This is a genomic window from Sphingobium sp. TKS (genome assembly GCF_001563265.1).
Classification (GTDB): domain Bacteria; phylum Pseudomonadota; class Alphaproteobacteria; order Sphingomonadales; family Sphingomonadaceae; genus Sphingobium.
The window spans coordinates 239,640-259,045 of the sequence record NZ_CP005085.1 but is presented as its reverse complement, the minus strand read 5'-3'; the positions used below and the strand labels follow the sequence as shown (position 1 = coordinate 259,045).

14 protein-coding genes are annotated in these 19,406 nt (G+C 61.7%); 6 read left to right on the top strand and 8 right to left on the bottom strand.

Features of this window, described 5'->3' with window-relative positions:
• Window positions 1-3 precede the first annotated feature (3 nt).
• Window positions 4-156, bottom strand: coding sequence for a hypothetical protein (locus tag K426_RS26430; RefSeq protein ID WP_236614711.1), 153 nt, complete (start codon window positions 154-156; stop codon window positions 4-6).
• A 38-nt stretch (window positions 157-194) separates the two neighbouring features.
• Complete coding sequence (locus tag K426_RS26425; RefSeq protein WP_066564199.1) at window positions 195-1,361, bottom strand: PepSY-associated TM helix domain-containing protein; 1,167 nt, start codon at window positions 1,359-1,361, stop codon at window positions 195-197.
• 920 nt (window positions 1,362-2,281) lie between these two features.
• Here K426_RS26425 and K426_RS26415 point away from each other — a divergent pair.
• Genes K426_RS26415 through hxsC form a run of 4 tightly spaced genes read left to right on the top strand, consistent with a single transcriptional unit; the run spans window position 2,282 to window position 5,497 of the window.
• Window positions 2,282-2,539, top strand: a complete 258-nt coding sequence (locus K426_RS26415) for a hypothetical protein (RefSeq protein ID WP_145907791.1) — start codon at window positions 2,282-2,284, stop codon at window positions 2,537-2,539.
• 27 nt (window positions 2,540-2,566) lie between these two features.
• Complete coding sequence (locus K426_RS26410; RefSeq protein ID WP_021243633.1) at window positions 2,567-2,875, top strand: hypothetical protein; 309 nt, start codon at window positions 2,567-2,569, stop codon at window positions 2,873-2,875.
• The gene (hxsB, locus tag K426_RS26405; RefSeq protein ID WP_046766088.1) at window positions 2,868-4,331 is read left to right on the top strand and encodes a His-Xaa-Ser system radical SAM maturase HxsB; all 1,464 of its coding nucleotides are present in this window, start codon (window positions 2,868-2,870) and stop codon (window positions 4,329-4,331) included. The genes K426_RS26410 and hxsB overlap by 8 nt, the downstream gene beginning before the upstream one ends.
• Window positions 4,328-5,497, top strand: a complete 1,170-nt coding sequence (hxsC, locus tag K426_RS26400) for a His-Xaa-Ser system radical SAM maturase HxsC (protein ID WP_046766089.1) — start codon at window positions 4,328-4,330, stop codon at window positions 5,495-5,497. Before hxsB ends, hxsC begins: the two co-directional genes overlap by 4 nt.
• 45 nt (window positions 5,498-5,542) lie before the next feature.
• Here the strand turns inward: hxsC and K426_RS26395 are convergent, their stop codons facing one another.
• Window positions 5,543-7,999, bottom strand: a complete 2,457-nt coding sequence (locus K426_RS26395) for a S8 family peptidase (RefSeq protein WP_082749212.1) — start codon at window positions 7,997-7,999, stop codon at window positions 5,543-5,545.
• A complete protein-coding gene (locus K426_RS26390) occupies window positions 7,905-8,999 on the bottom strand; it encodes an AAA family ATPase (RefSeq protein WP_335339813.1) in 1,095 nt (364 codons plus the stop codon). Before K426_RS26390 ends, K426_RS26395 begins: the two co-directional genes overlap by 95 nt.
• Window positions 9,000-9,393: 394 nt before the next feature.
• Here K426_RS26390 and K426_RS26385 point away from each other — a divergent pair, with 394 nt between their 5' ends.
• Entirely contained in the window at window positions 9,394-11,148 is a 1,755-nt protein-coding gene (locus K426_RS26385; RefSeq protein ID WP_237230214.1) for an ABC transporter ATP-binding protein, read from the top strand.
• On the opposite strand, the gene K426_RS26380 is transcribed toward K426_RS26385, so the two are convergent.
• The 4 genes from K426_RS26380 to K426_RS26360 form a co-directional block, all read right to left on the bottom strand.
• Window positions 11,093-12,456 (bottom strand): IS3 family transposase gene (locus tag K426_RS26380; protein WP_145907759.1). Its coding sequence is split into 2 segments (ribosomal slippage): window positions 11,093-12,108 and window positions 12,108-12,456, totalling 1,365 coding nucleotides; the frame shifts between segments, so codons are not numbered across the junction. The genes K426_RS26385 and K426_RS26380 overlap by 56 nt on opposite strands.
• Window positions 12,457-12,508: 52 nt before the next feature.
• Window positions 12,509-12,751: a chemotaxis protein CheB gene (locus K426_RS26370; protein ID WP_066564195.1), complete on the bottom strand. Its 243-nt coding sequence runs from the start codon at window positions 12,749-12,751 to the stop codon at window positions 12,509-12,511.
• Window positions 12,748-13,590, bottom strand: a complete 843-nt coding sequence (locus K426_RS26365) for a CheR family methyltransferase (protein ID WP_021243608.1) — start codon at window positions 13,588-13,590, stop codon at window positions 12,748-12,750. The genes K426_RS26370 and K426_RS26365 overlap by 4 nt, the downstream gene beginning before the upstream one ends.
• Window positions 13,575-17,027: a response regulator gene (locus tag K426_RS26360; RefSeq protein WP_082749211.1), complete on the bottom strand. Its 3,453-nt coding sequence runs from the start codon at window positions 17,025-17,027 to the stop codon at window positions 13,575-13,577. The genes K426_RS26365 and K426_RS26360 overlap by 16 nt, the downstream gene beginning before the upstream one ends.
• Window positions 17,028-17,362: 335 nt before the next feature.
• Here K426_RS26360 and K426_RS26355 point away from each other — a divergent pair, with 335 nt between their 5' ends.
• Window positions 17,363-19,402 (top strand): lytic transglycosylase domain-containing protein, encoded by a 2,040-nt coding sequence (locus K426_RS26355; protein WP_051187054.1) that lies wholly within the window; start codon window positions 17,363-17,365, stop codon window positions 19,400-19,402.
• The last annotated feature ends 4 nt before the right edge of the window (window positions 19,403-19,406 follow it).

Genomic DNA, 19,406 nt, shown 5'->3' with positions numbered 1-19,406 from the left:
AAATCAGCTTCGGCGCCTCTGCATCGCCCAGGCGACCGCCAGCACGGGCAATGCCAGCGCTGCCCAGGACAGCCAGTCGGCAGGGCCCTCGCCCGCCAGCGCCGCCACCAGCCCGAACAGGCTCAGCACGCCGATGACCAGAGGTGCGGCAAACACGGCACCTGCCGAACGCACTCGATTTTCGCGTCTGCCGGTCATTCGGCGGGCACCGGCATTCCACCGGTCTCCACCTCGCGGACATGAGCGTCAGTGCCTGCGCGCCGCTTGCCCTGCCACAAAAGGAGGCCGGTCCACAGCACATGAAGCGTGAAGAGGTCGAGAGCCGCCCACAGGATTTTCAATGGGAGCCCGCCATAGTCACCGAAATGGAGCGGCTGCGAATAGGACAATGCGACCATGTACCAGGGCATCTGGCGTATGTCGGTGAGTACGCCCCGCTCCGCATCGACGAGCGCCGGGGTCAGCACATGCTCGGTCAGCTTGGTCGTGCCCTGCAGGAAAATGGCATAGTGATGCTTGCTGCTGAATGCGCCACCGGGAAACCCGATGAATTGCGGGCTATTGCCCGGCCGCTCCTGACGCACAGCCGCCATCGCCTTGTCGATCGAACCGTAGCGCGATGGCGGCAGCGGCGGCTGGCCGGCATAAGTGCGGGTCATTTCGGCCAGCTCGCCCATCTGCCACATCTGGCGCAGGGGCGTGGCGGCTGCGTTGATCACGCCGGTCAGCCCGACGACGCTCATCCAGGCAAGTGCGACGATGCCTAGCAGATTGTGATAGTCCATCTGCCGCAGCCTTTCGCTGCGGCTAACCCGCAGCGTGCCAAATTTCAGCTTGCGCATGAAGGGCGCATAGAGAACCGCGCCCGAAACCAGCGAGAGGAAGAACAGGAAGCCCATCAGTCCCAGGAACAGCATCCCCGGGAGGCCCAGAAACATGTCGGTGTGGAGCTGCAGCAGAAAATGCATCGCACCTTCCTCGCTTTCCCGACCGGTCATTTCGCCTGTCGCGCGATTGAGGACATGGATCGTCATGTCCGCCGCCCTGCTGTCGGGACGCGGAGCGGTTGTGATGGTCATCAACGGCGTTTCATTGTCGAACGCCATGAAGACCGGGACCTGGCCGGGTTCATTCGCCAGCACCTTCGCCAGCATCGTGTCGAGCGGTTTCAATCCTGCCGCATCGCTCGAGGAGGGTGCCCCGGCGGTCGCTACCCTGTCAGGCTCACCCGACAGCAGATCGATCTCATCGTGAAAGATCAGAGGAAGCCCGGTGGCGCACAGCATCAGCAGGAACAGCGTGCAGATCAGGCTGGTCCACCTGTGGACAAGATACCAGACGCGGATGGTGTCTCGGGTCATCGGAAAGCGGCTTGCCTCTATAATGCGAATTATTCGCGATAACGAGGAACGGGCCAGCATTCAAGAGGTTTGGCAACTGATCTGCCGATGATTTCCCAGCATTTGATGACCATGTCTGGTCACGACATGCGCGGTAATCATGAGCGCCTTCCCGAGCGCGTGGTCGATTCCCGCGACCATGACGCGCGCCGACCTGTTCAGCGGTGGGGGAGCGCATTCCCCGTCCCTGCGGTTCTTGACCGTCGTTAACTGAAGGCGCTGAGCACGCTCTCAAGCCTGCACCGTCTCTCCGGCCACAAAATTGCGGCCGGCGGATGGATTCTCCATCTTGCCGGTGCCATCGACAGAAAGGCAATGAAGTGGCAGAATTCTTCCCGCCCGCCCGCGCATTTGGCAGGCTCGTCGAAGTCGAAGCGTCGTTTTTGAGCACCTGTGAGGGCGGCGATCCCCGCACGCCGGACAACCCGTCAATCTGGCTGTTGGGCATTGAGCCTGGCTGGTCCATAGCGGTCCAAGCAGCTGCCCAGAAAAAGGACCCCTAGCGTACTGCGATGGAAGCCGAATATTCGGTCGAACTTCAGTTGATATTTCCATTCAACCGACAGGCTTTCAAACTTCTGAGCGTTCTTAATGACGGAGCGCCTGTTGATTTGCAGGCCTCGCAGGTCTCCCGCCATTCGCATCGACAAAGTCGATAAGAGCCCCAGATGGAGTCATTTCGAATCAAAGAGCGTCCCCGCTGCCACCGCAGGCGGCTGTACGCGCTGTGGGCCGCAAATTGTTTCAAACGGAATGGCGGGATTTCGGCGCGAAGTTATTTCCCCTCGGGCAAGCCCAAGTTAATCTAGACGTTACCAAGAATGCCCATTGACCGCGTAACGATCGCGGTGGCATATTCGGTTGATTATCAGGGGGACACAATGGACCGTCGTAAATTTCTGAAGCCCTTTGCTGCTTCCGTTGCTACTCTGTTGGCTACCGCTCAAGCGCAGGCGGTCGTGCATCCTGAGGTCGCCACCTCAATCACCAAGGTTGCCGAACAGACGGGGGCCGCGCCGGATCTGGTTCTTTCGAAAGCTGACGCTCCAGTTCAGCTCGCCATCCATGGCAGCCATAGCTCGCATTCCAGCCATAGCTCCCATTCGAGCCACAGCTCGCATTCTTCCAGCGCATATTAAGAAGGCGCGCTCGCGGCGACCCTATCGATGAACTCGCTCACCGGCGAGGCTCGGACAGTGCAGCTGTCCCGGGCCGTCTTTTCCGTAGAGGCTGTGAAGCGGGCCTCCTATTCCCTCATGGCGCTATACGACGTGTCCGTCACCCTTTCGGACGACGATATTGTTTGCACATTGACGCCCGCTACCAAAGCATCGCCGATGGAGACGGCAGAGCGCGACTTTCGGCGGGAAGTAGTCGATCAGGATCTTCGCATTTCGATCGAACAGCGCACCGAGGCTTATCGGGATACCATCCTGGGTCTCGCCTTCTCCCGCACCGGGCTTCAGGATGGCTAAGTTCCGCGATGTAGCTGCGTTCGACGAGTCCGGTGACGCTGGCTACACAATGATGCCCTGGCGTTTTACAGCCCTCGATAATGAGCGTTGCGTCGCGACTAACATGGCCGGCGAATATATCGCTATGTCGCGTGAAGAGGTTTCCGACTTCGCTTCGGGTCGCCTGACGGTGGACTATGATCTTTATAGCGACCTCAAGGCGAAGCACTTCCTGATTGACGCCGATACAGATGTCGCCGTCGACCTCCTGGCTCTCAAAGTCAGGACGAAGCTCGCCCCATTGGCGAACTTCACCGGACTTCACATCTTCGTGACGACCCTTCGGTGCGAGCATAGTTGCCCATACTGCCAAGTCTCCCGCGCCAACGACGACAAGCGCGAGTTCGATATGACCGAGGAAACGGCGATGCGCGCGCTCGACCTCGTCTTCAGATCACCTTCCCCCACGATCAAAATCGAATTTCAGGGTGGCGAATCGCTTCTGAACATGGCGATGATACGTTTCATCGTTGCGGAAGCTCTCCGACGCAACGAAACGGCGCAGCGCAATCTGGCGTTCGTCATCGCGACAAATCTGGCTATACTCGATGAAGAGATGCTGGCATTTGCCCGCGAACACGGCATCCTTATGTCGACTTCGCTCGATGGCCCAGCGGATCTCCACAACCGGAACCGTCCACGGCCCGGCAAAGATTCGCATGAGAAGGCGATCGACGGAATCAGGCGCGCGCGCACCGCTCTTGGTCACTACAATGTCGGCGCGCTGATGACAACGACAGCCGCAAGTCTTTCTCGCGTGCGCGAAATTATCGACGAATATGTGAGGCTCGATTTCGGCGGCATCTTTCTCCGTCCACTGTCCCCTTATGGCTTCGCCATTAAGACGAAGACCTACGCCGCATACGACCAGAAAAAATGGCTCGACTTCTATTTCGAGGGGCTGGACTACATCATCGATCTGAACCTCGATGGCCACGAGTTCATCGAGCATTATGCCGCGATGGTTTTGAAGAAGATGCTGACACCGTTACAGACCAGCTATGTCGATCTCATGAGTCCTGCGGGAATCGGGATCGGCGCGATCGTCTACAACTATGACGGCACCGTCTACGCATCAGACGAGAGCCGGATGCTCGCGGAGATGGGCGACACAACCTTTGCGCTCGGCAACGTGCATGAAAATGACTTCGCCGACATCATGCTCGGTGACGCGCTTCTAAATCCGTTGGAGCAGTCCTTTGCCGGCAGTGTGCCGGGCTGCTCATGGTGCGCTTTCGAGCCATGGTGCGGCGCAGAGCCCGTCTTCCACCATGCGACGCAAGGCGACTTCGTCGGCAAGAAGCCGCTTTCGTCCTTCTGCACCCGCAACATGGCGGTCTTCAGGGGGCTGATACTACGTATGGAAGCGAATCCGGACATCAAGCGCATGTTCGAACGCTGGGCCAATATTGTATGATCACGCTGCGCGGACGTTCTGTTGAGTTCAATCCGGCCGCAATGGAGAGCGGATCACCTCTGCTACGCCTGACTACCAATCGCACCCGGCCCGCCCCTCTGCGCGCGGCCGAGGGGTTCGTCCACGAGGGCGGGGACATGCCCGACGGCTTTGGCTGGTATCTGCTCAAGGCAACCGAAGCCATGACGCTCGTGCCTCCGGGAGTTCCTGCAGCCGTGCTACCTGCCGAGTTTGACCATCTCGCCGATGGCGATGTCGTCAGGCTGGAGCCATCGCGCGGCGGCCTCCGAACGCTCTTCCGCAAGGCGGTCCCTTACAACCACTTCCTGCTTACCGAACGGTGCAACAACTATTGCCTCATGTGCTCCCAGCCGCCGCGAACCGTGGAAGACGGCTGGATCGTAGACGAAATCCTGGAGGCGTTGCCGCTCATGGATCGCCAGGCAACCGAAATCGGTTTCACTGGCGGTGAACCGACACTGCTGGGTGACAGGTTCATCGAACTCGTGCGGGCAGCCGGTTCCCATCTCCCAACGACCGCTCTTCATATTCTATCGAACGGTCGCACCTTTGCTAATGGAACGCTCGCGCGCGACCTCGGCGCCATCCGACATCATGACCTCATGATGGGCATTCCAGTCTATGCTGACTTGGCGCATGTCCACGATCACGTTGTACAGGCCAATGGTGCGTTCGACGAAACCATTCGAGGCATTCTCGCGCTCAAAGCCCATGGTGTTCGTGTTGAAGTGCGCGTTGTCCTCCAACAACAGACCATAGCCCGCTTAGTCCCACTGGCTCGATTCTTGGCGCGAAACCTCCTCTTCATTGATCATGTTGCTCTCATGGGCCTTGAACTTACAGGCTTTGCTCGCGCGAACTTGGACCAAATTTGGATCGACCCCATCGACTATCAGGCAGAATTGGTAGAAGCCGTAGGCATCCTTGATCGAGCCGGGCTTAAAACATCGATTTACAACAGTCAGACGTGCGTTCTCGCGCCGTCGATCCGACGCTTCGCTCGCCGCTCAATCAGCGACTGGAAGCAGGACTACATGCCCGAATGCTCAGGCTGTTTGGGCAGGAACGGATGCGGTGGGTTCTTTGCCTCCGCCAAGCTTCGTTATAGTCGAGCCATTTCGCCGATTACTGAACAGGCAACCTAAATTGCCGCCACTCCTTTACATATCGCACAATACACGGGCTCCGGCTTAGATGATGATGGCCTGAGCGGCATTTAGAGCGGTGATGGTCGTCTGTACCTCGGCATAGAGATCTGCTTCGACCCCTTGCGTATCGATTTCGACGACAAGAGCGAAACGAACCTGCGGTTCTCCGTCCTTCAACATCGCAGTGTGTTGCCACCATCCGGCGACTGGATGAATGGCCAGGAGATTGCGGCGGGCAAGATCCGAGGCTTTGCACGTCAACTGGTCGATATGGAGGGAGCCTACGTCGCGTCTGCTGCTTCCAAAGTCCCACAGATCGTCTTCATCGACCTGAGGCCCGGCCGGCTCGGCGGCCTTGCTGATGCGGGCCATGAACTGCTGGGCATTCTCGCCGGCGCGGTTGAGCTTGAACCGGAGGTTGTGGGATGCGTAGCGATAGCGCGAGCCACGGGATGCTTCGGCGGGATTGGGGGCAATGAAGGAGCTGAGCGCGACCCTGAGCGTCACCTCCGCATTGCCGAGCTTGCGCAACTCCTCGACCGGCCATGGCAGCGTGAAGAGCCGCATCTCCTTATGGACGCCTCCACCTGTTTTCTCCGATAGACCGTAAGGAATGATGACGTCCTGAACGATCAGCGACAGGGCGTTCGATGCGCTACGATGGGCTCTGTCGAGATCGGGCACCCCGTAGCCATAGCGCTGGAACAGGCGCGCATAGCTGCCCTTGTTTGGTTGCGCGGGAAGGTGCGAGCGCATCTGCGGCGTCCAGCGGGCGGATGCCACATAGAGCGCCCGGATGGTTTCGGGCCAGAGCAGTGGATAGTCTGACCACAACTCGGTGATCTGTTTGGCCGCGATGGCCGTTGCAGCGCTCGTGTCATAGGTGAGGCTGAACGAGCGTTGGGGATAGGCATGATGGACCGTGAGCAGCGACAGATCGCTATGCCGCATGGGTGGAGGCACTGTGCCGGCAGCCCAGTTGCCGCCTTCAAGGACAATGTCGGGCTTGAGTGGCCATGTCGATGACCACGATGCTGTTCGGGAGCTGGGCGAGAGGTCGCCAAAAGGCGCAACGAAGGTGAGGCCGTCGGTCGCCGGAAGCATCGTCTTTTCGGTGTAGGCCCCAACACTGATCGCATTCCACGCCTGCGCCGGTGATTCCAGCTCATTGTCGGGATGGTCGCAGGTGCCGAGATATGGATCCGCGGTGAACTTGAAATTGTCAGTGTTACCGGCAGACACCAGGATCAATCGTGGGTTTGTGCGCTGGCCCGATACGCCGGCGGCAAGCTGGTCGACTTCGGTGGACCATGACGTCGGCGCACCGTCGTGGGGAGTGTCCTCGTCAGTTGTGGCGGCCATGGTGAAGGTCCGCCTGCGAATAGTGTGCTCGACAGTGTCGATCGCGCGGCGGGTCATAACGCCCAGCAGGTGATGCGGGTTCCCCCCTGCATCCGGAACCAGTTTCACCGATTCCAGCCGATGCGAGACCGTAACCGGCATCGTTGATTGCAGGGTGAAGGTCAGATCGCCGAAGAGCGCGAGGCCGGCGAGCTGGGTTCCATGGCCCCTGACGTCCTCCAGCCCCCATGCAGGCTCAGCGGCATGCCGATCCGGCGCGAGCAGCACAGGAGCGAGAAGCGGATGGGCGCGGCTGATGCCCGTGTCGAGGAGGGTGACATAGCCACCGTTCGCCCCGCCGGTATAGGTCGTTCGCTGGGAAAGGTCCTCAACCCAGGCAACCTGCTCCTGCACATCCATTGCGTCGAAGAAGTCGGCGGTGGCCGCAGGCGCTGCAAGAGCGCGAACGCCGCCAAGTCGTCGCACGGCGAGGGCGATATGATCCCGCGTTGCCTGCCCTATTACGACCACATCTTCCGGGAAATACAGTCGATCGGTTTCGATCTGCACCTGATAGGCAGCGGCCTGGGCAGTGAAAGCGTCCACTTCTTCGGGCTCCAGCCAGATTTCCCAGTGCGTCTCGCCATTATCTGCGGGGAACTTGTCCTGCGGACCGCGCCAGAGCGCCCGCAAGCCAGCTTCGGTGATGGCGGCCAGGCTCTGGACGAGATTGGCGTTCTTGGGCCGACCAGGGATGAGCCGACCGTCCTTTTCCCTGTCGGGCGTATCTTCCGTTTCGAACTGTTCGATCTTCTTGCGGAGCTTCTCGACGCCCTTTGCCGTGGCGAAAACGGTCGCTGTCTCGATCGTACCCGCTTCGCTGACCTCGGCATCGCTACGCAGCAGGGCAATGCCGCTCGATCCCAGACTATCCTTTGCCAGCGGCTCGTTCGGTCGTCCTTTGACCTCAAGATAGACGCCGGGGAGGCCGTCGGTCGCTACCGGGGGGAGGAGATCAATGGCTTGAAGCAGAGCCTGGGCGTGGCCCGACCGATTGAGGACGTCACTTGGCGATTTGCCCCCGCCCCCGCCTTTTGCTCGAAACGGATGCGCCTGTCCGAGATCCTTCAGAAGAAAGTGCCGTAGATTCCGTGGCATTCGCGCCTCTTCCCAGTCCCTGTAGCGAGCGACGGCGCTCCAGCGAGTTTACCAGATCAAGCGTTGTTATCGTGTTCCGATCGCCAAGTACTGCCCGGCGGGCGGCGTCTTCGGCCGCGGCTATGACGTCAGCTGTCGACAGACCGATGGCACAGTCGGTGACCCTCTTCCACGACAGGCGAGCATAGGAGAAGCCGGTCAGACGCCGTTCGAGAGCCTCGCGGATCGCGGTCGCATCGGGCAGCTCGTAGGAGAGAACGAGATCGAACCGACGCAGCACCGCGCGATCAAGGATCTCGGCGAGATTTGTGGTAGCGATCACGATCGAGGGGCCCGTGTCCTCGTCGAGAAACTGTAGGAATGAGTTCAGAACGCGGCGGGCTTCGCCGACATCGTTTCCGTCGCCTCTCGCTGCTGCAAGGGCGTCGATCTCGTCGAACAGATACACGCCACGCGTCGTTTTGATCGCGTCGAACACGAGCTTCAGCTTCTGGGCCGTTTCACCCATGAACTTCGTGATGAGGCCGTGCAGCATCACCGAGAAGAGCGGGAATTGAAGCTCGCCGGCGAGGCCATGGGCGCTCATGGTCTTGCCCGTGCCCGGAGGCCCGGACAGGAGAATGCGCCGCCTCGGCTTGAGGCCCTTTTCCTCGAGCTTCTCGCGCATCCGCGTTTCTATGACGATGTGCGATAGTTCCTCCTCGATCAGAGGCGGCAGGATGACGCTGTTCAACCGCTCGCTTGGATAGGAGGCGAACAGGAATTGCGCGAGATCGCCGCGAGGCGCAGCGATCGGTGTGAGGTTGGGCGTTCGCGAGGCCGGTTGCGGCGGTGTCTGGCCGGCATTGGCCCATTGACGCAGGGTTTCGGCGAGCCGTTTATGCCCCTTCTGCTCCTCGGCAGCAGAGAGCTGCATGGCGAGATCGAAGAAGCGATCGGAATCCCCCTCCGCGTGGCTCTTTACGAGACCTATGAGTTGCTGCGCTGATGCCATTTTCATTATGTATCGCGCAATTGCTCGCGATACACCCCCCCATTTGCCTGTTTAGATAACGCAGCAATTGCGCGTTGCGTCAATCCTGGACTGAGCCCGGAACGGCCGCTCATCTCCATTCCCTGGCTGCGGGCCCGATACTGACCAGTCGATGACGGCAACGGCGCGAACTGGACCATTTTGCGCTCCGAACGGGCGCGAAGATGCTGGTACCAGACGCAAAAGAGCAAGTCTGTGCCAGGAGACAGGGTCGCGGGGTCAGCGGCTGCGACACCGTTGAAAATGACAGCGACCCGCCCACGTTGCGAGTTTGTGAGTTTATGTTGCAGCGCAGCGTGGGGCCTTGCGTTACCGGGTCGGCGGCTTAAATGCGGCGAAAAGCAGGTCGATGAGGTTCATATTGGCTGGGGAGCGTCCGGGTCTGCGGCAGGCTGCCGCATGGCTCTCTCAAATCGTGGGACCCGACAAGGGCTATGTGAATGTAGGCCTCGTCTACACATTGGCGATCACGCTGCTGTCGCTAGCGATGCCGATTTCGGTGCAGCTGCTGATCAACTCGGTGGCGCGCACTGCGCTGATTGCGCCACTTTGGATCCTTTCCGGCGTTCTGCTGGCCCTGTTGCTGCTGGTCGCAGGCTTGAGCGCGTTGCGCATTTACCTGCTGGCCATGTTCGAACGGCGCATCTTCTCCCGTGTCGTGGCGGAGGTCACCGTGCGTGCGGTACACGCGCAAAATCCATTTTTTGCGGACGACAGTCGCGGCAGCCTGTTCAATCGCTATTTCGACATGGTGGTCGTCCAAAAGGCGGTGCCGAGCCTCGTGATCGGCGCCTTCACAATCATCCTGCAGGGTGCTGTCGGCCTGATAGTGACCAGTTTCTACCATCCCTTCTTCCTGGCGTTCAACATCATCCTGGTGGCGACATGCCTGCTCATCTGGCTGGTATGGCGGCATGGCGCGATCACCGGCGCTGTTGGCGTGTCGCACGCCAAGCATGAAGCCGCGCACTGGCTGGAAAGTGTCGGCGCGTCCAACGGCTTCTATAAATCCGCGCGCCATCTCGATTTCGCGATGGACCGGTCAGAGGCAGTGACAGCCCATTACATCCAGGCGCACCGGCACTATTTTCGCTACAGCTTTGCGCAGGCGCTGGGCTATTTCCTGGTCTATGCGCTCGCTGCGGCGGCGCTGCTGGCGCTCGGCGGGAACCTCATCCTCGCGGGCCAGCTTTCGATCGGCCAGCTCGTGGCGGCCGAGCTCATCATGTCCGGCGTCTTCTACGGCATCTATCAGCTGGGCTGGTATCTCGACACCTTTTACGATCTGGTGGCGAGCGCAGAGGAACTGTCGCAGATTTTCGCCATCCCGCAGGAACCCAAAGGTCTGAGCGGTCAGGCGCCGCCAGATGGATCGGTGCGTTTTCGCAATGTTGACCTCGCAGGATCCCGCTTCGATTTCGAAGTCGGCAGCGGCGAGCAAGCCGTCATCGTGGCGGAGCCCGGGATCGAGAGCCAGGTCGCGCTTCTGCTCAAGCGTCATGCGAGCCCTGACAGGGGATTGCTGTCGATCGGGGGCAGCGAATTGGGCAGCTTCGACATGTATTTACTGCGATCCGCCGTGATGGTGCTGAACCGGCCCACGATCGTGGACATCACCATCCGCGAATATCTCAATCTGGCGGCAGGTCGCAATGCTGACGGCGCCATGATCATGCGTACGCTCGACATGGTCGGTCTTGCCGCGCGCATCGCGAGCCTGCCCGACGGGCTGGACACGCGACTGGCCAGTTCAGGCTCGCCCTTCTCGATCGTCGAGGTGATGCAGCTGAAGCTGGCCAACGCGTTGCTCGGGCGGCCCAAGGTGCTGTTGCTGTCGCAACTCTATGACATGATGCCCGCCGGACCGTTGCGCGCGACGCTAGGGATGTTGAGGGAGCATGGCACGACGGTCCTTTTCTTTACCGGCCGGCCCGAAACGCTCGATCTTGATCGCTGCTACTGGCTTGGCGCGCGTTCGCAGCGCCGTGTCCGTCGTCAGAACATTTGGCACAACTCGCGGCGTAGATTAGCGGAGTGCGGGCTTCGTCTGGGGGTTGATGTTAGGCGGCGAGTTTGCGGTGTTGCAAGCGCCGATGTTCGATGGTCTGTCGCTTGATCCTTTCACGCTGTTTGATGATGGCTGGTGCCCTGCCGAAGTAGGCGTCGGCGGGCGTCACGTTGTTCAGGCTCTCGTGGTAACGCTGGTTGTTGTAGTGCTCGACGAATGCCTCGATCTGGGTTTCGAGGTCGCCGGGCAGGAAGTAGTTCTCCAGCAGGATGCGGTTTTTGAGGGTCTGGTGCCAGCGTTCGATCTTGCCCTGGGTTTGCGGGTGCAGCGGGGCACCGCGAACATGGCTCATCTTCCGGGCCTCGATGTATTCCGCCAGTTCGCCCGCGATGTAGCTGGGGCCATTGTCCGACAGCAGCCTTGGCTTGTGCAGCACCGTGGCGCTGTCGCAGCCCGATGCGGCCAGTGCCATGTCCAGCGTGTCGGTCACGTCCTCGGCGCGCATGTTGGTGCACAGCTTCCAGGCGATGATGTAGCGTGAGAAGTCGTCGAGCACGGTCGACAGGTACATCCAGCCCCACCCGATAATCTTGAAGTAGGTGAAGTCGGTCTGCCACATCTCGTTCACCCGCGTGGTCTTGGTGTGGAACTGATCGGCGGCCTTGATCACCACATAGGCCGGGCTGGTGATCAGGTCATGGGCCTTCAGAAGGCGGTAAACCGTGGCTTCCGACACGAAGTAACGCCTTTCGTCGGTAAAGCGCACCGCCAGCTCCCGTGGGCTCAGCTCGGACTGCTCCAGCGCCAGTTCGATGATCTGATCATGGATGTCAGGCGGGATCCGGTTCCACACGCGGCTCGGTGCCGATGACCGATCTTCCAACGCCTCCGGTCCGCCTGCAAGGAACCGGTCGTACCAGCGGTAGAACGTCCGGCGTGCGATCCCCAGCTTGTCGAGAGTGAGCTTCGCCGGCAGATGCGACTGCTCGACGATCCGGATGATCTCGAGCTTCTCGGATGCGGGATACCTCATTCGTCGTCGCCCCCATCCGCGATCATGCTTTTTTTGAGCAGACGGTTTTCGAGCGTCAGGTCGGCCACGCATTCCTTCAGGGCACGGGCTTCGCGGCGCAGGTCCTGCACCTCGCCGCTGGTCGCGGCACGAGCCGTGTCACCCGCCAGGCGCCGCTTGCCCGCTTCCATAAACTCCTTCGACCAGGTGTAATACAGGCTCTGTGCAATGCCTTCCTTGCGGCATAGTTCGGCAATGCTGTCTTCGCCGCGCAGCCCATCGAGCACGATGCGGATCTTGTCTTCGGCCGAGAAGTGCCGCCGGGTCTGCCGCCGGATGTCCTTCACCACCCGCTCAGCAGGGGCCTTGGCAGACGATTTTTTCAAGGAGTGTTGGGGCTTCATCTTCGTTCCTTCGTCACTACGACGAAGCCCCAACACTCCTTAAATCACAACCTCAAATCTGTGCCATTGGTGCTGACGGCGGACACGTCTCTTCCTTGTCCTCAGCCTCCTTGACCCTGAGGCGGCATCGCGTCTGGAAAAGGGAAACCAGCGAGTTTCCGCGATCCCGGGGCACATGAACGACGACCAGGACGGGCAGGCGATAGCCTGCCGGAAGGGCGGGAAGGATCTGGAGCAGGGCCTCCACCGCGCCCGCCGAGGCCCCTATCGCCACTGCGCTTGGCTCCTCCCTCATGTCTCGTTCCTCCGGTAGATTTTCTCCTCGCGGATGAAATCGGTAAAGGCATCGGCATGGCGCGAGAAACGCAGGCTCTCCTTGGAGCCCAGGCCCAGAAATCCTTTGCGGGCGAGCGATTCCCTGAACAGGCCTATCGCCCGATCCTGCAGATCGCGGTCGAAATAAATGAGGACGTTGCGGCAGGAGATGAGATGCATCTCCGCAAAGACGGCGTCGGTGACGAGGCTGTGATCGGAAAAGACGACCCGCTCGCGCAACCCGGCATCGAACGCCGCACGCCCGTAATCGGCGCGATAATAATCCGAAAGCGAGGAGCGGGCGCCTGATTTTTGATGGTTCTGCGTGAAATTGCGGATCTGGTCGAGCGGATAGACGCCTGCCTGCGCCACCTTGAGGGCCTCGGGATTGATGTCGGTCGCATAAAAGATCGTGCGCTGGTCAAGCCCCTCTTCACGGAACAGGATCGCGAGCGAATAGAGTTCCTCGCCGTTGCTGCAGCCCGCGACCCAGACCTTGAGAGAGGGATAGGTGCGCAGGTGCGGCAGGACCTGCTCGCGAAGCGCCCGGAAATAGGAGGGATCCCGGAACATCTCGCTTACCTGCACGGTAAGGTAGTTCAACAGCCGCGGCAGCATGGCGGGATCGTGCAGGATGCTCTCCTGCATGCCTGAGATGCTGGCAAATCCAAGCTGCTGCCGCGCCTGGAGGAGACGCCGCTTGACCGAGGCGCGCGCATAGTACCTGAAATCATAATGGTAACGCTTGTACACAGCTTCGAGCAGCAGCTGGATCTCGATATCCTCGATGGCGTCCCGGCCCGTCACCGGGGCATCCATACACGAACGAGCGAGAGCAATTTGTCGACATCGATGGGCTTTGCCATGTAATCGTTGGCGCCCGCCTCCAGGCAGTGCTGCTGGTCGTCCGGCATCGCCTTGGCCGTCAGCATGACGATCGGCAGCTTCGTCCATCGCGCGTCCGCCCTGATCAGCCGCGTCGCGGCCAATCCGTCCATGACGGGCATCATGACGTCCATGAGCACCAGGTCGATGGCCCGCCCGGGCTCGGCCGAGGCCGCTTCCAGCGCGTTGATCGCCTCCTGGCCGTTGCGGGCGATCTCGATCAGCGCGCCGCGCGGCTCGAGGACGCTGCTGAGCGAATAGACATTGCGGATATCGTCCTCGACAAGAAGGATGCGGCGTCCCTCGAGCATGGCATCGCGATGCCGCGCCTTCTGGATCATCCGGCGCTGTTCAGGCGGAAGCTCGGCCACCACCTGATGGAGAAACAGCGACACCTCGTCGAGAAGGCGTTCGGGCGATTTGGCGCCCTTGATGATGATCGAACTGGAGTAGCGCCGAAGCCTCTGCTCGTCGTCGGGCGAAAGATCGTGGCCGGTATAGACGATGACAGGCGGGAATGCCCGGTCCTCATCCTGGCTCAGCGTCTCGAGCAAGGTGTAACCCGAAGTGTCGGGCAGCGTCAGGTCAAGCACCATGCAGTCGAAGCTTTCGCGGCGAAGCTGCTCGAGGCATTCGGCCGCCGTGCCGACGGCGACGGTTTCAACGTCGTCCGACAACAGCAGCTTGCCGACCGCTTCACGCTGCACGGGATCATCCTCGACGATCAGTACGCGCCGCATGCGGGTGGAGAGCTTGGCCTGGAGACCGGCGAGAACCTGCGCGAGCTCCTCACGCCTGATCGGCTTGACATGATAGCCCACGGCGCCCAGCGAAAGGGCGGTCTGGCTTTGATCGGCCGCGGAGATGACATGGATCGGAATGTGCCGGGTCTCGTCGTCATGCTTGAGGCGGTCGAGCACCGTCAGCCCCGACTGGTCAGGCAGCCCGAGGTCAAGGACAATGGCACTGGGCCGGAACGTGCCTGCCAGGTCCACCGCTTCCCCGGCCGTCGTCGCGATGATGCACTGGAACCCCATTTCCCGGGACAGGTCGCGGACGATGGAGGCGAAGGCCTTGTCATCCTCGATGACGAGCAGCAGCTTGCGGTCGGCGGCGATCGAACCGCGATCGTCCTCGATCGTCCAGTGCGGAGCGGGGACGGCCTGGGCTGCTGAGGACTGCGTCTGACCCTGGGGCGGGGCGGGGGAGGGGGAGACAGGCCTTGCCGTGGCTGTCTCCTCGAAGCTTCGCGCGGTAACGCCCGCAGGATCGTATACGAGCGGAACCGTCAGCGTGAACGTGCTGCCCTTGCCAGGCTCGCTCTCAAGGTCGATCGCGCCTCCCAGCAGCCGGGCGAGTTCGCGCGAGATCGAAAGGCCAAGGCCAGTGCCGCCATATCTGCGGTTGATGGTGCCGTCGGCCTGCTGGAACGCCTCGAAGATGCTCTGTTGCTGGTCGGGCGAAATGCCGATGCCGCTGTCCTCGACCGCAAAGGCGATCCGGCCGTCCGCCGCCGGCGCGATGGCGAGGCGAACGCCGCCACGCTCGGTGAACTTGAAGGCATTGGAGAGAAGGTTCCTCAGCACCTGTTCGATCCGCAGCCGGTCGGTCTCGAGCGCGCCTGGCGCTCCTTGTGCCAGGACAATCTCGAACGAGAGGCCGCGATCCTCGGCGATGGGGGTGAACTGTTGGCGGATATCGCCGGCGAGCCTCTGTATGGACACCGTCTCGGGCTGGATCTGCACATGCCCCGCCTCGATCTTGGACAGATCGAGGATATCGTTGATGAGGGTGAGCAGATCGTTGCCAGAGGATTCGATTGTCCGGGCATATCTGACCTGTTCGGCCGAGAGGCTGCCATCGGGATTGTCGCCCAGGAGCTTGGAGAGGATCAGCAATGAATTGAGCGGCGTGCGCAGCTCATGCGACATGTTTGCAAGGAAGTCGGACTTGTATTGGCTTGCCTGTTCAAGTTCACGGGCCTTGAGCGCCAGGGACGCTGCCGATCGTTCGAGCTGATCGCGCTGGCTCTCCAGCGCCTGCGTCTGCTGTTCAAGCTCGCTGTTCGTCTGCTCGAGTTCGACCTGTTGCTGCTCGAGGCGCACCTGCGTTTCCTTAAGGGCGCGGCCCTGTTCCTCCAGTTCCTCATTGGATACGCGAAGCTCTTCGCTCTGGGCCTGCAGTTCGCCGGCCTGGCGCTGCGTCTCTTCCAGCGCATCCTGCAGTCTCGTCCGGAAGCGCGCCGAGCGCAGGGCCATGCCCATGCTTCCCGATGCCTGATCGAGAAAGTCGAGGATGCGCTCGTCGACCGGATCGAAAAAGCCCAGTTCCATGACCGCGTTGACCTTGCCGTCCACCTTGCCCGGCACGATGACCAGATGTCGCGGCTGGTCACGACCGAAGGCTGAACCGATGGTGAGATAGCGATCGGACAGGTCGTGCAGGACAATGGGGTCACCGTCGGCGGCGACCTGTCCGAGCAATCCTTCCCCCAGGCCAAAGGCCGCGGGCATGTCGGCGTCGGGAGGCACGCCAAGCGTCGCCACGCGCAGAAAGGTGCCGCCCTCGCCCTTGAAGAGCGCGCCGCCCTCGAAACCGAGATATCGGGACAGATAGGCAAGGATCGTCGTCCCCAGCGCTTCGACCGTCTGGTCCCCCTGCATCGCGTCGGCCAGGCCGAGCTGTCCCGCCTGCAACCATTCTTCCCGGACGCGGGCGCGGCTGTTGCGGCGCACGAGGATGAAGACGGCGATGGTGAGGCCCGCGCCCAGGAGCGCCGATATGAGGCTGCTGGTGACGGCCGTTCTCGAGGCACTCGCCATTTCCCCGATCCGCACCTGCCGCAGCCGCATCTCCTCGCCTGCCATCGTATCGAGCCGGGCGCGGATGGCATCCATCTCGATCTTGCCACGGTCGCTCCTGACCGTTGCAAGGGCGGCAGCCATGTCGCCCGCGCGGCTGGCCGCTATGCTCTCGTCCAGTTCGGCCAGTTTGGCCTCGATATGGCGCCGCAGCCCCTCGAGACTGGCTTGTTGCACCGGATTGCCGCCGGTGAGCCTGGCGATGCCGTCGAGGCGGCGAGGCAGTTCTGCAACGGCGCTCCTGTAAGGCTCAAGATAGGTCTGGGCGCCCGTGAGCAGATAGCCGCGCTGCCCCGTTTCAGCGTCCTGCAGCGTGGAGCGCAGCTTGTCGAGCGCGCTGAGGACGCTGTGCGTGTGCCGGATGGACTGGTCGCTTTCGCGCAGTGCCTGGATATTGAGATAGGCTGTCGCCCCGCTGATGAGAAAAAAGGCAAGTCCCAAAAGGAGACCCGCCATGGACCAGGTCTTCACGCGCGATGCGACATGGACGCCGTGTTCTGCTTTGCGCATGATTGATCGGATCTCGTTCTGGAGGGGAGCGCAAAAAGCCTAGCGACTGTTGCCCGGCAATCAAGCGCCGTCACTCCCTGCGCGATGCGATCGGGTCGATTATCAGACGAGAGGGTGGGAATGCGCGCCATGCAAACGCTGCGCCACGGGCAAAAATTCCTCCCGTTTCAAAGATCATCGGACCGCCTGGCGGGGCGATAAGCTGGGCCAGGGCGGCTGGGCGCTTCGATGCGCGCCGATCGATCCGAGGCATAGGAAAGTCATAATAACCCTGTGCGGTGCACCAGGCTAAGTTGCCGGTCCGCCAGCATTTCAATCACCTGCAAGAACCGCTGATGCCCACCATGATCACCCTCTTGTCGCTGGCCCTTGCGGTCAGTGCGACGAAGGACATTCCCCGCTCTTCCCAGGGCAGATCCAGCGATGCCGGCGGCGTTGCGCAGCCCGGACGAGGCGGCGCAGACCCCAGTCCATGGCAGCGGGCCAAGGGCCGGATCGGGGTTGCAAGCGATCCTGCCATCGTCCGCACCATCAGCCAATGGCGCGCGCTTTTGCGCAGTGACGCTCTGGGCTTTTCGGCTTATGCCGGCTTCATCATGGCGAACCCTGGCTGGCCCGGGGAGAGCCGGATGCGCCGGCTGGCGGAAAGCAGCATCAATCCCGACAGCTATGATCCCGATAAGGTCATCGCCTTCTTCACCCGCTTCCCGCCGCGCACCGCGACCGGGAACGCGCGCCTTGCCTTTGCGCTCATGCAGGAGGGCCGGATGGACGAGGCGCGCAGAGCCGCGCACGATGCCTGGATCGGCGGGACATTGTCGAGAGGTGACGAGGCCGAGCTGCTCGCCTCCTTCGGCGCGCGCTGGACGGGGCTGGACCATGACCGGCGCGCCGACGTCCTTCTCTGGAAGGGCGACGTCGCGGGCGCGCGGCGGATGCTGCCCTATGTCCTTTCCTCTCGTCGTCCCATCTATGAGGCGCGGATCGCGCTGCGCCAGAAGATAGCCGATGCGGCAGCGAAGATGCACCGGGCGCAAGCGGCCGGCGCAAGCGATGCCGGCTTTGTCGCGGACAAGGCGACCTGGATGCGAAAGACCGGCGACCGGATCGGGGCACGCCAGTATCTCGCCAATCGCCCGGCGCTGGCCGTTCGGCCGGGTGACGCGGAAAAATGGTACGAGCTGCTGTTGGCCGAGGCCCGTGCCGCCGCGAAGGAGAGCCAGTGGAGCTTTGCCTATGGCATAGCGAGCAAGCTGGACGATGCCTATGCGCCAGGGACGGACGTCAGCGACCGGCCGATAGGGGAGCGCGACGACTATACCAGCCTCGCCTGGCTTGCAGGCTCGACCGCTTTCTACAAGCTCAACAAACCCCGGGCGGCCATGGAGATGTTTCGTCGCTACGCCACGGCCGCCAAGTCGCCCCAGACCCGGTCGAAGGGCTTCTACTGGGCTGGCCGCGCGGCGCTCCAGGCGGGTAAGGCGGGCGATGCCAAGCGCTATTTCGCGCGTGCCGCGGTTTTCCCGCGCCAATTTTACGGCCAGCTCGCGCTGGAACGGCTGGGTCGCCCGATCCCCGCGCCCGCCCCTGCCAGGCGCCAGGCTTCGATATCCTCCGCCGAGCGCTCCGCGTTCGCCAGCCGCTCGGTCGTTCGCGCGGTGAAGGCGCTTGGGCAGATGGGTTATTGGAAGGAGCAGAGCCAGTTTGCCCGCGCCATCGCAAACCACGCCGCCAGCGATGCCGAACATCATCTCGCCGCCGAACTCGCACAGAATATCGGCCGCCCGGACATGGGCGTCATGGTCGGCCGGCGCGCGCTCTCGAGCGGTCTGGCGGGCTATGGGAAAAGCGCCTTTCCGCGCGTACCTGTTCCCGCTGAAGCACGATCCAGCTGGACCATGGTGCATGCCATCGCGCGGCAGGAAAGCCAGTTCGACAGGAGCATCGTCAGCCATGCGGGCGCGCGGGGCCTGATGCAGCTGATGCCCGGTACCGCCCGCGAACAGGCCGGGAAGCTGGGATTGCGCTATAATCCTGGATCGCTCGATGACCCCGGCTACAATATCAGGCTCGGAGCATCCTATATTGAGCGGATGCTCTCTTATTATCGCGGCAGCTATCCCCTCGCTGTCGCGGCCTATAATGCGGGACCGGGCAATGTGAACCGCTGGCTTCGCGCCAATGGCGACCCAAGGGCGCCAGGCGCCGACATGCTGCGCTGGATCGAGGAGATCCCCCTCTACGAAACGCGCAACTATGTGCAGCGCGTACTGGAAAATGCTGTAACCTATGATCTGATGAACCCTGAGCGCGCACCTTTTCGCGGCTCCGACACACCGCTTTCCAAATATCTGGGCAAGGAGGCAAAAGGCTGATTAT

What these genes read in the sequence shown, in the direction of transcription:
- K426_RS26425 (WP_066564199.1), bottom strand. Translation starts at nt 1,361, where the DNA reads ATGACCCGAGACACCATCCGCGTCTGGTATCTTGTCCACAGGTGGACC.
- K426_RS26415 (WP_145907791.1), top strand. Translation starts at nt 2,282, where the DNA reads ATGGACCGTCGTAAATTTCTGAAGCCCTTTGCTGCTTCCGTTGCTACT.
- K426_RS26410 (WP_021243633.1), top strand. Translation starts at nt 2,567, where the DNA reads ATGAACTCGCTCACCGGCGAGGCTCGGACAGTGCAGCTGTCCCGGGCC.
- hxsB (WP_046766088.1), top strand. Translation starts at nt 2,868, where the DNA reads ATGGCTAAGTTCCGCGATGTAGCTGCGTTCGACGAGTCCGGTGACGCT.
- hxsC (WP_046766089.1), top strand. Translation starts at nt 4,328, where the DNA reads ATGATCACGCTGCGCGGACGTTCTGTTGAGTTCAATCCGGCCGCAATG.
- K426_RS26395 (WP_082749212.1), bottom strand. Translation starts at nt 7,999, where the DNA reads ATGCCACGGAATCTACGGCACTTTCTTCTGAAGGATCTCGGACAGGCG.
- K426_RS26390 (WP_335339813.1), bottom strand. Translation starts at nt 8,999, where the DNA reads ATGAAAATGGCATCAGCGCAGCAACTCATAGGTCTCGTAAAGAGCCAC.
- K426_RS26370 (WP_066564195.1), bottom strand. Translation starts at nt 12,751, where the DNA reads ATGAGGGAGGAGCCAAGCGCAGTGGCGATAGGGGCCTCGGCGGGCGCG.
- K426_RS26365 (WP_021243608.1), bottom strand. Translation starts at nt 13,590, where the DNA reads ATGGATGCCCCGGTGACGGGCCGGGACGCCATCGAGGATATCGAGATC.
- K426_RS26360 (WP_082749211.1), bottom strand. Translation starts at nt 17,027, where the DNA reads ATGCGCAAAGCAGAACACGGCGTCCATGTCGCATCGCGCGTGAAGACC.
- K426_RS26355 (WP_051187054.1), top strand. Translation starts at nt 17,363, where the DNA reads ATGCCCACCATGATCACCCTCTTGTCGCTGGCCCTTGCGGTCAGTGCG.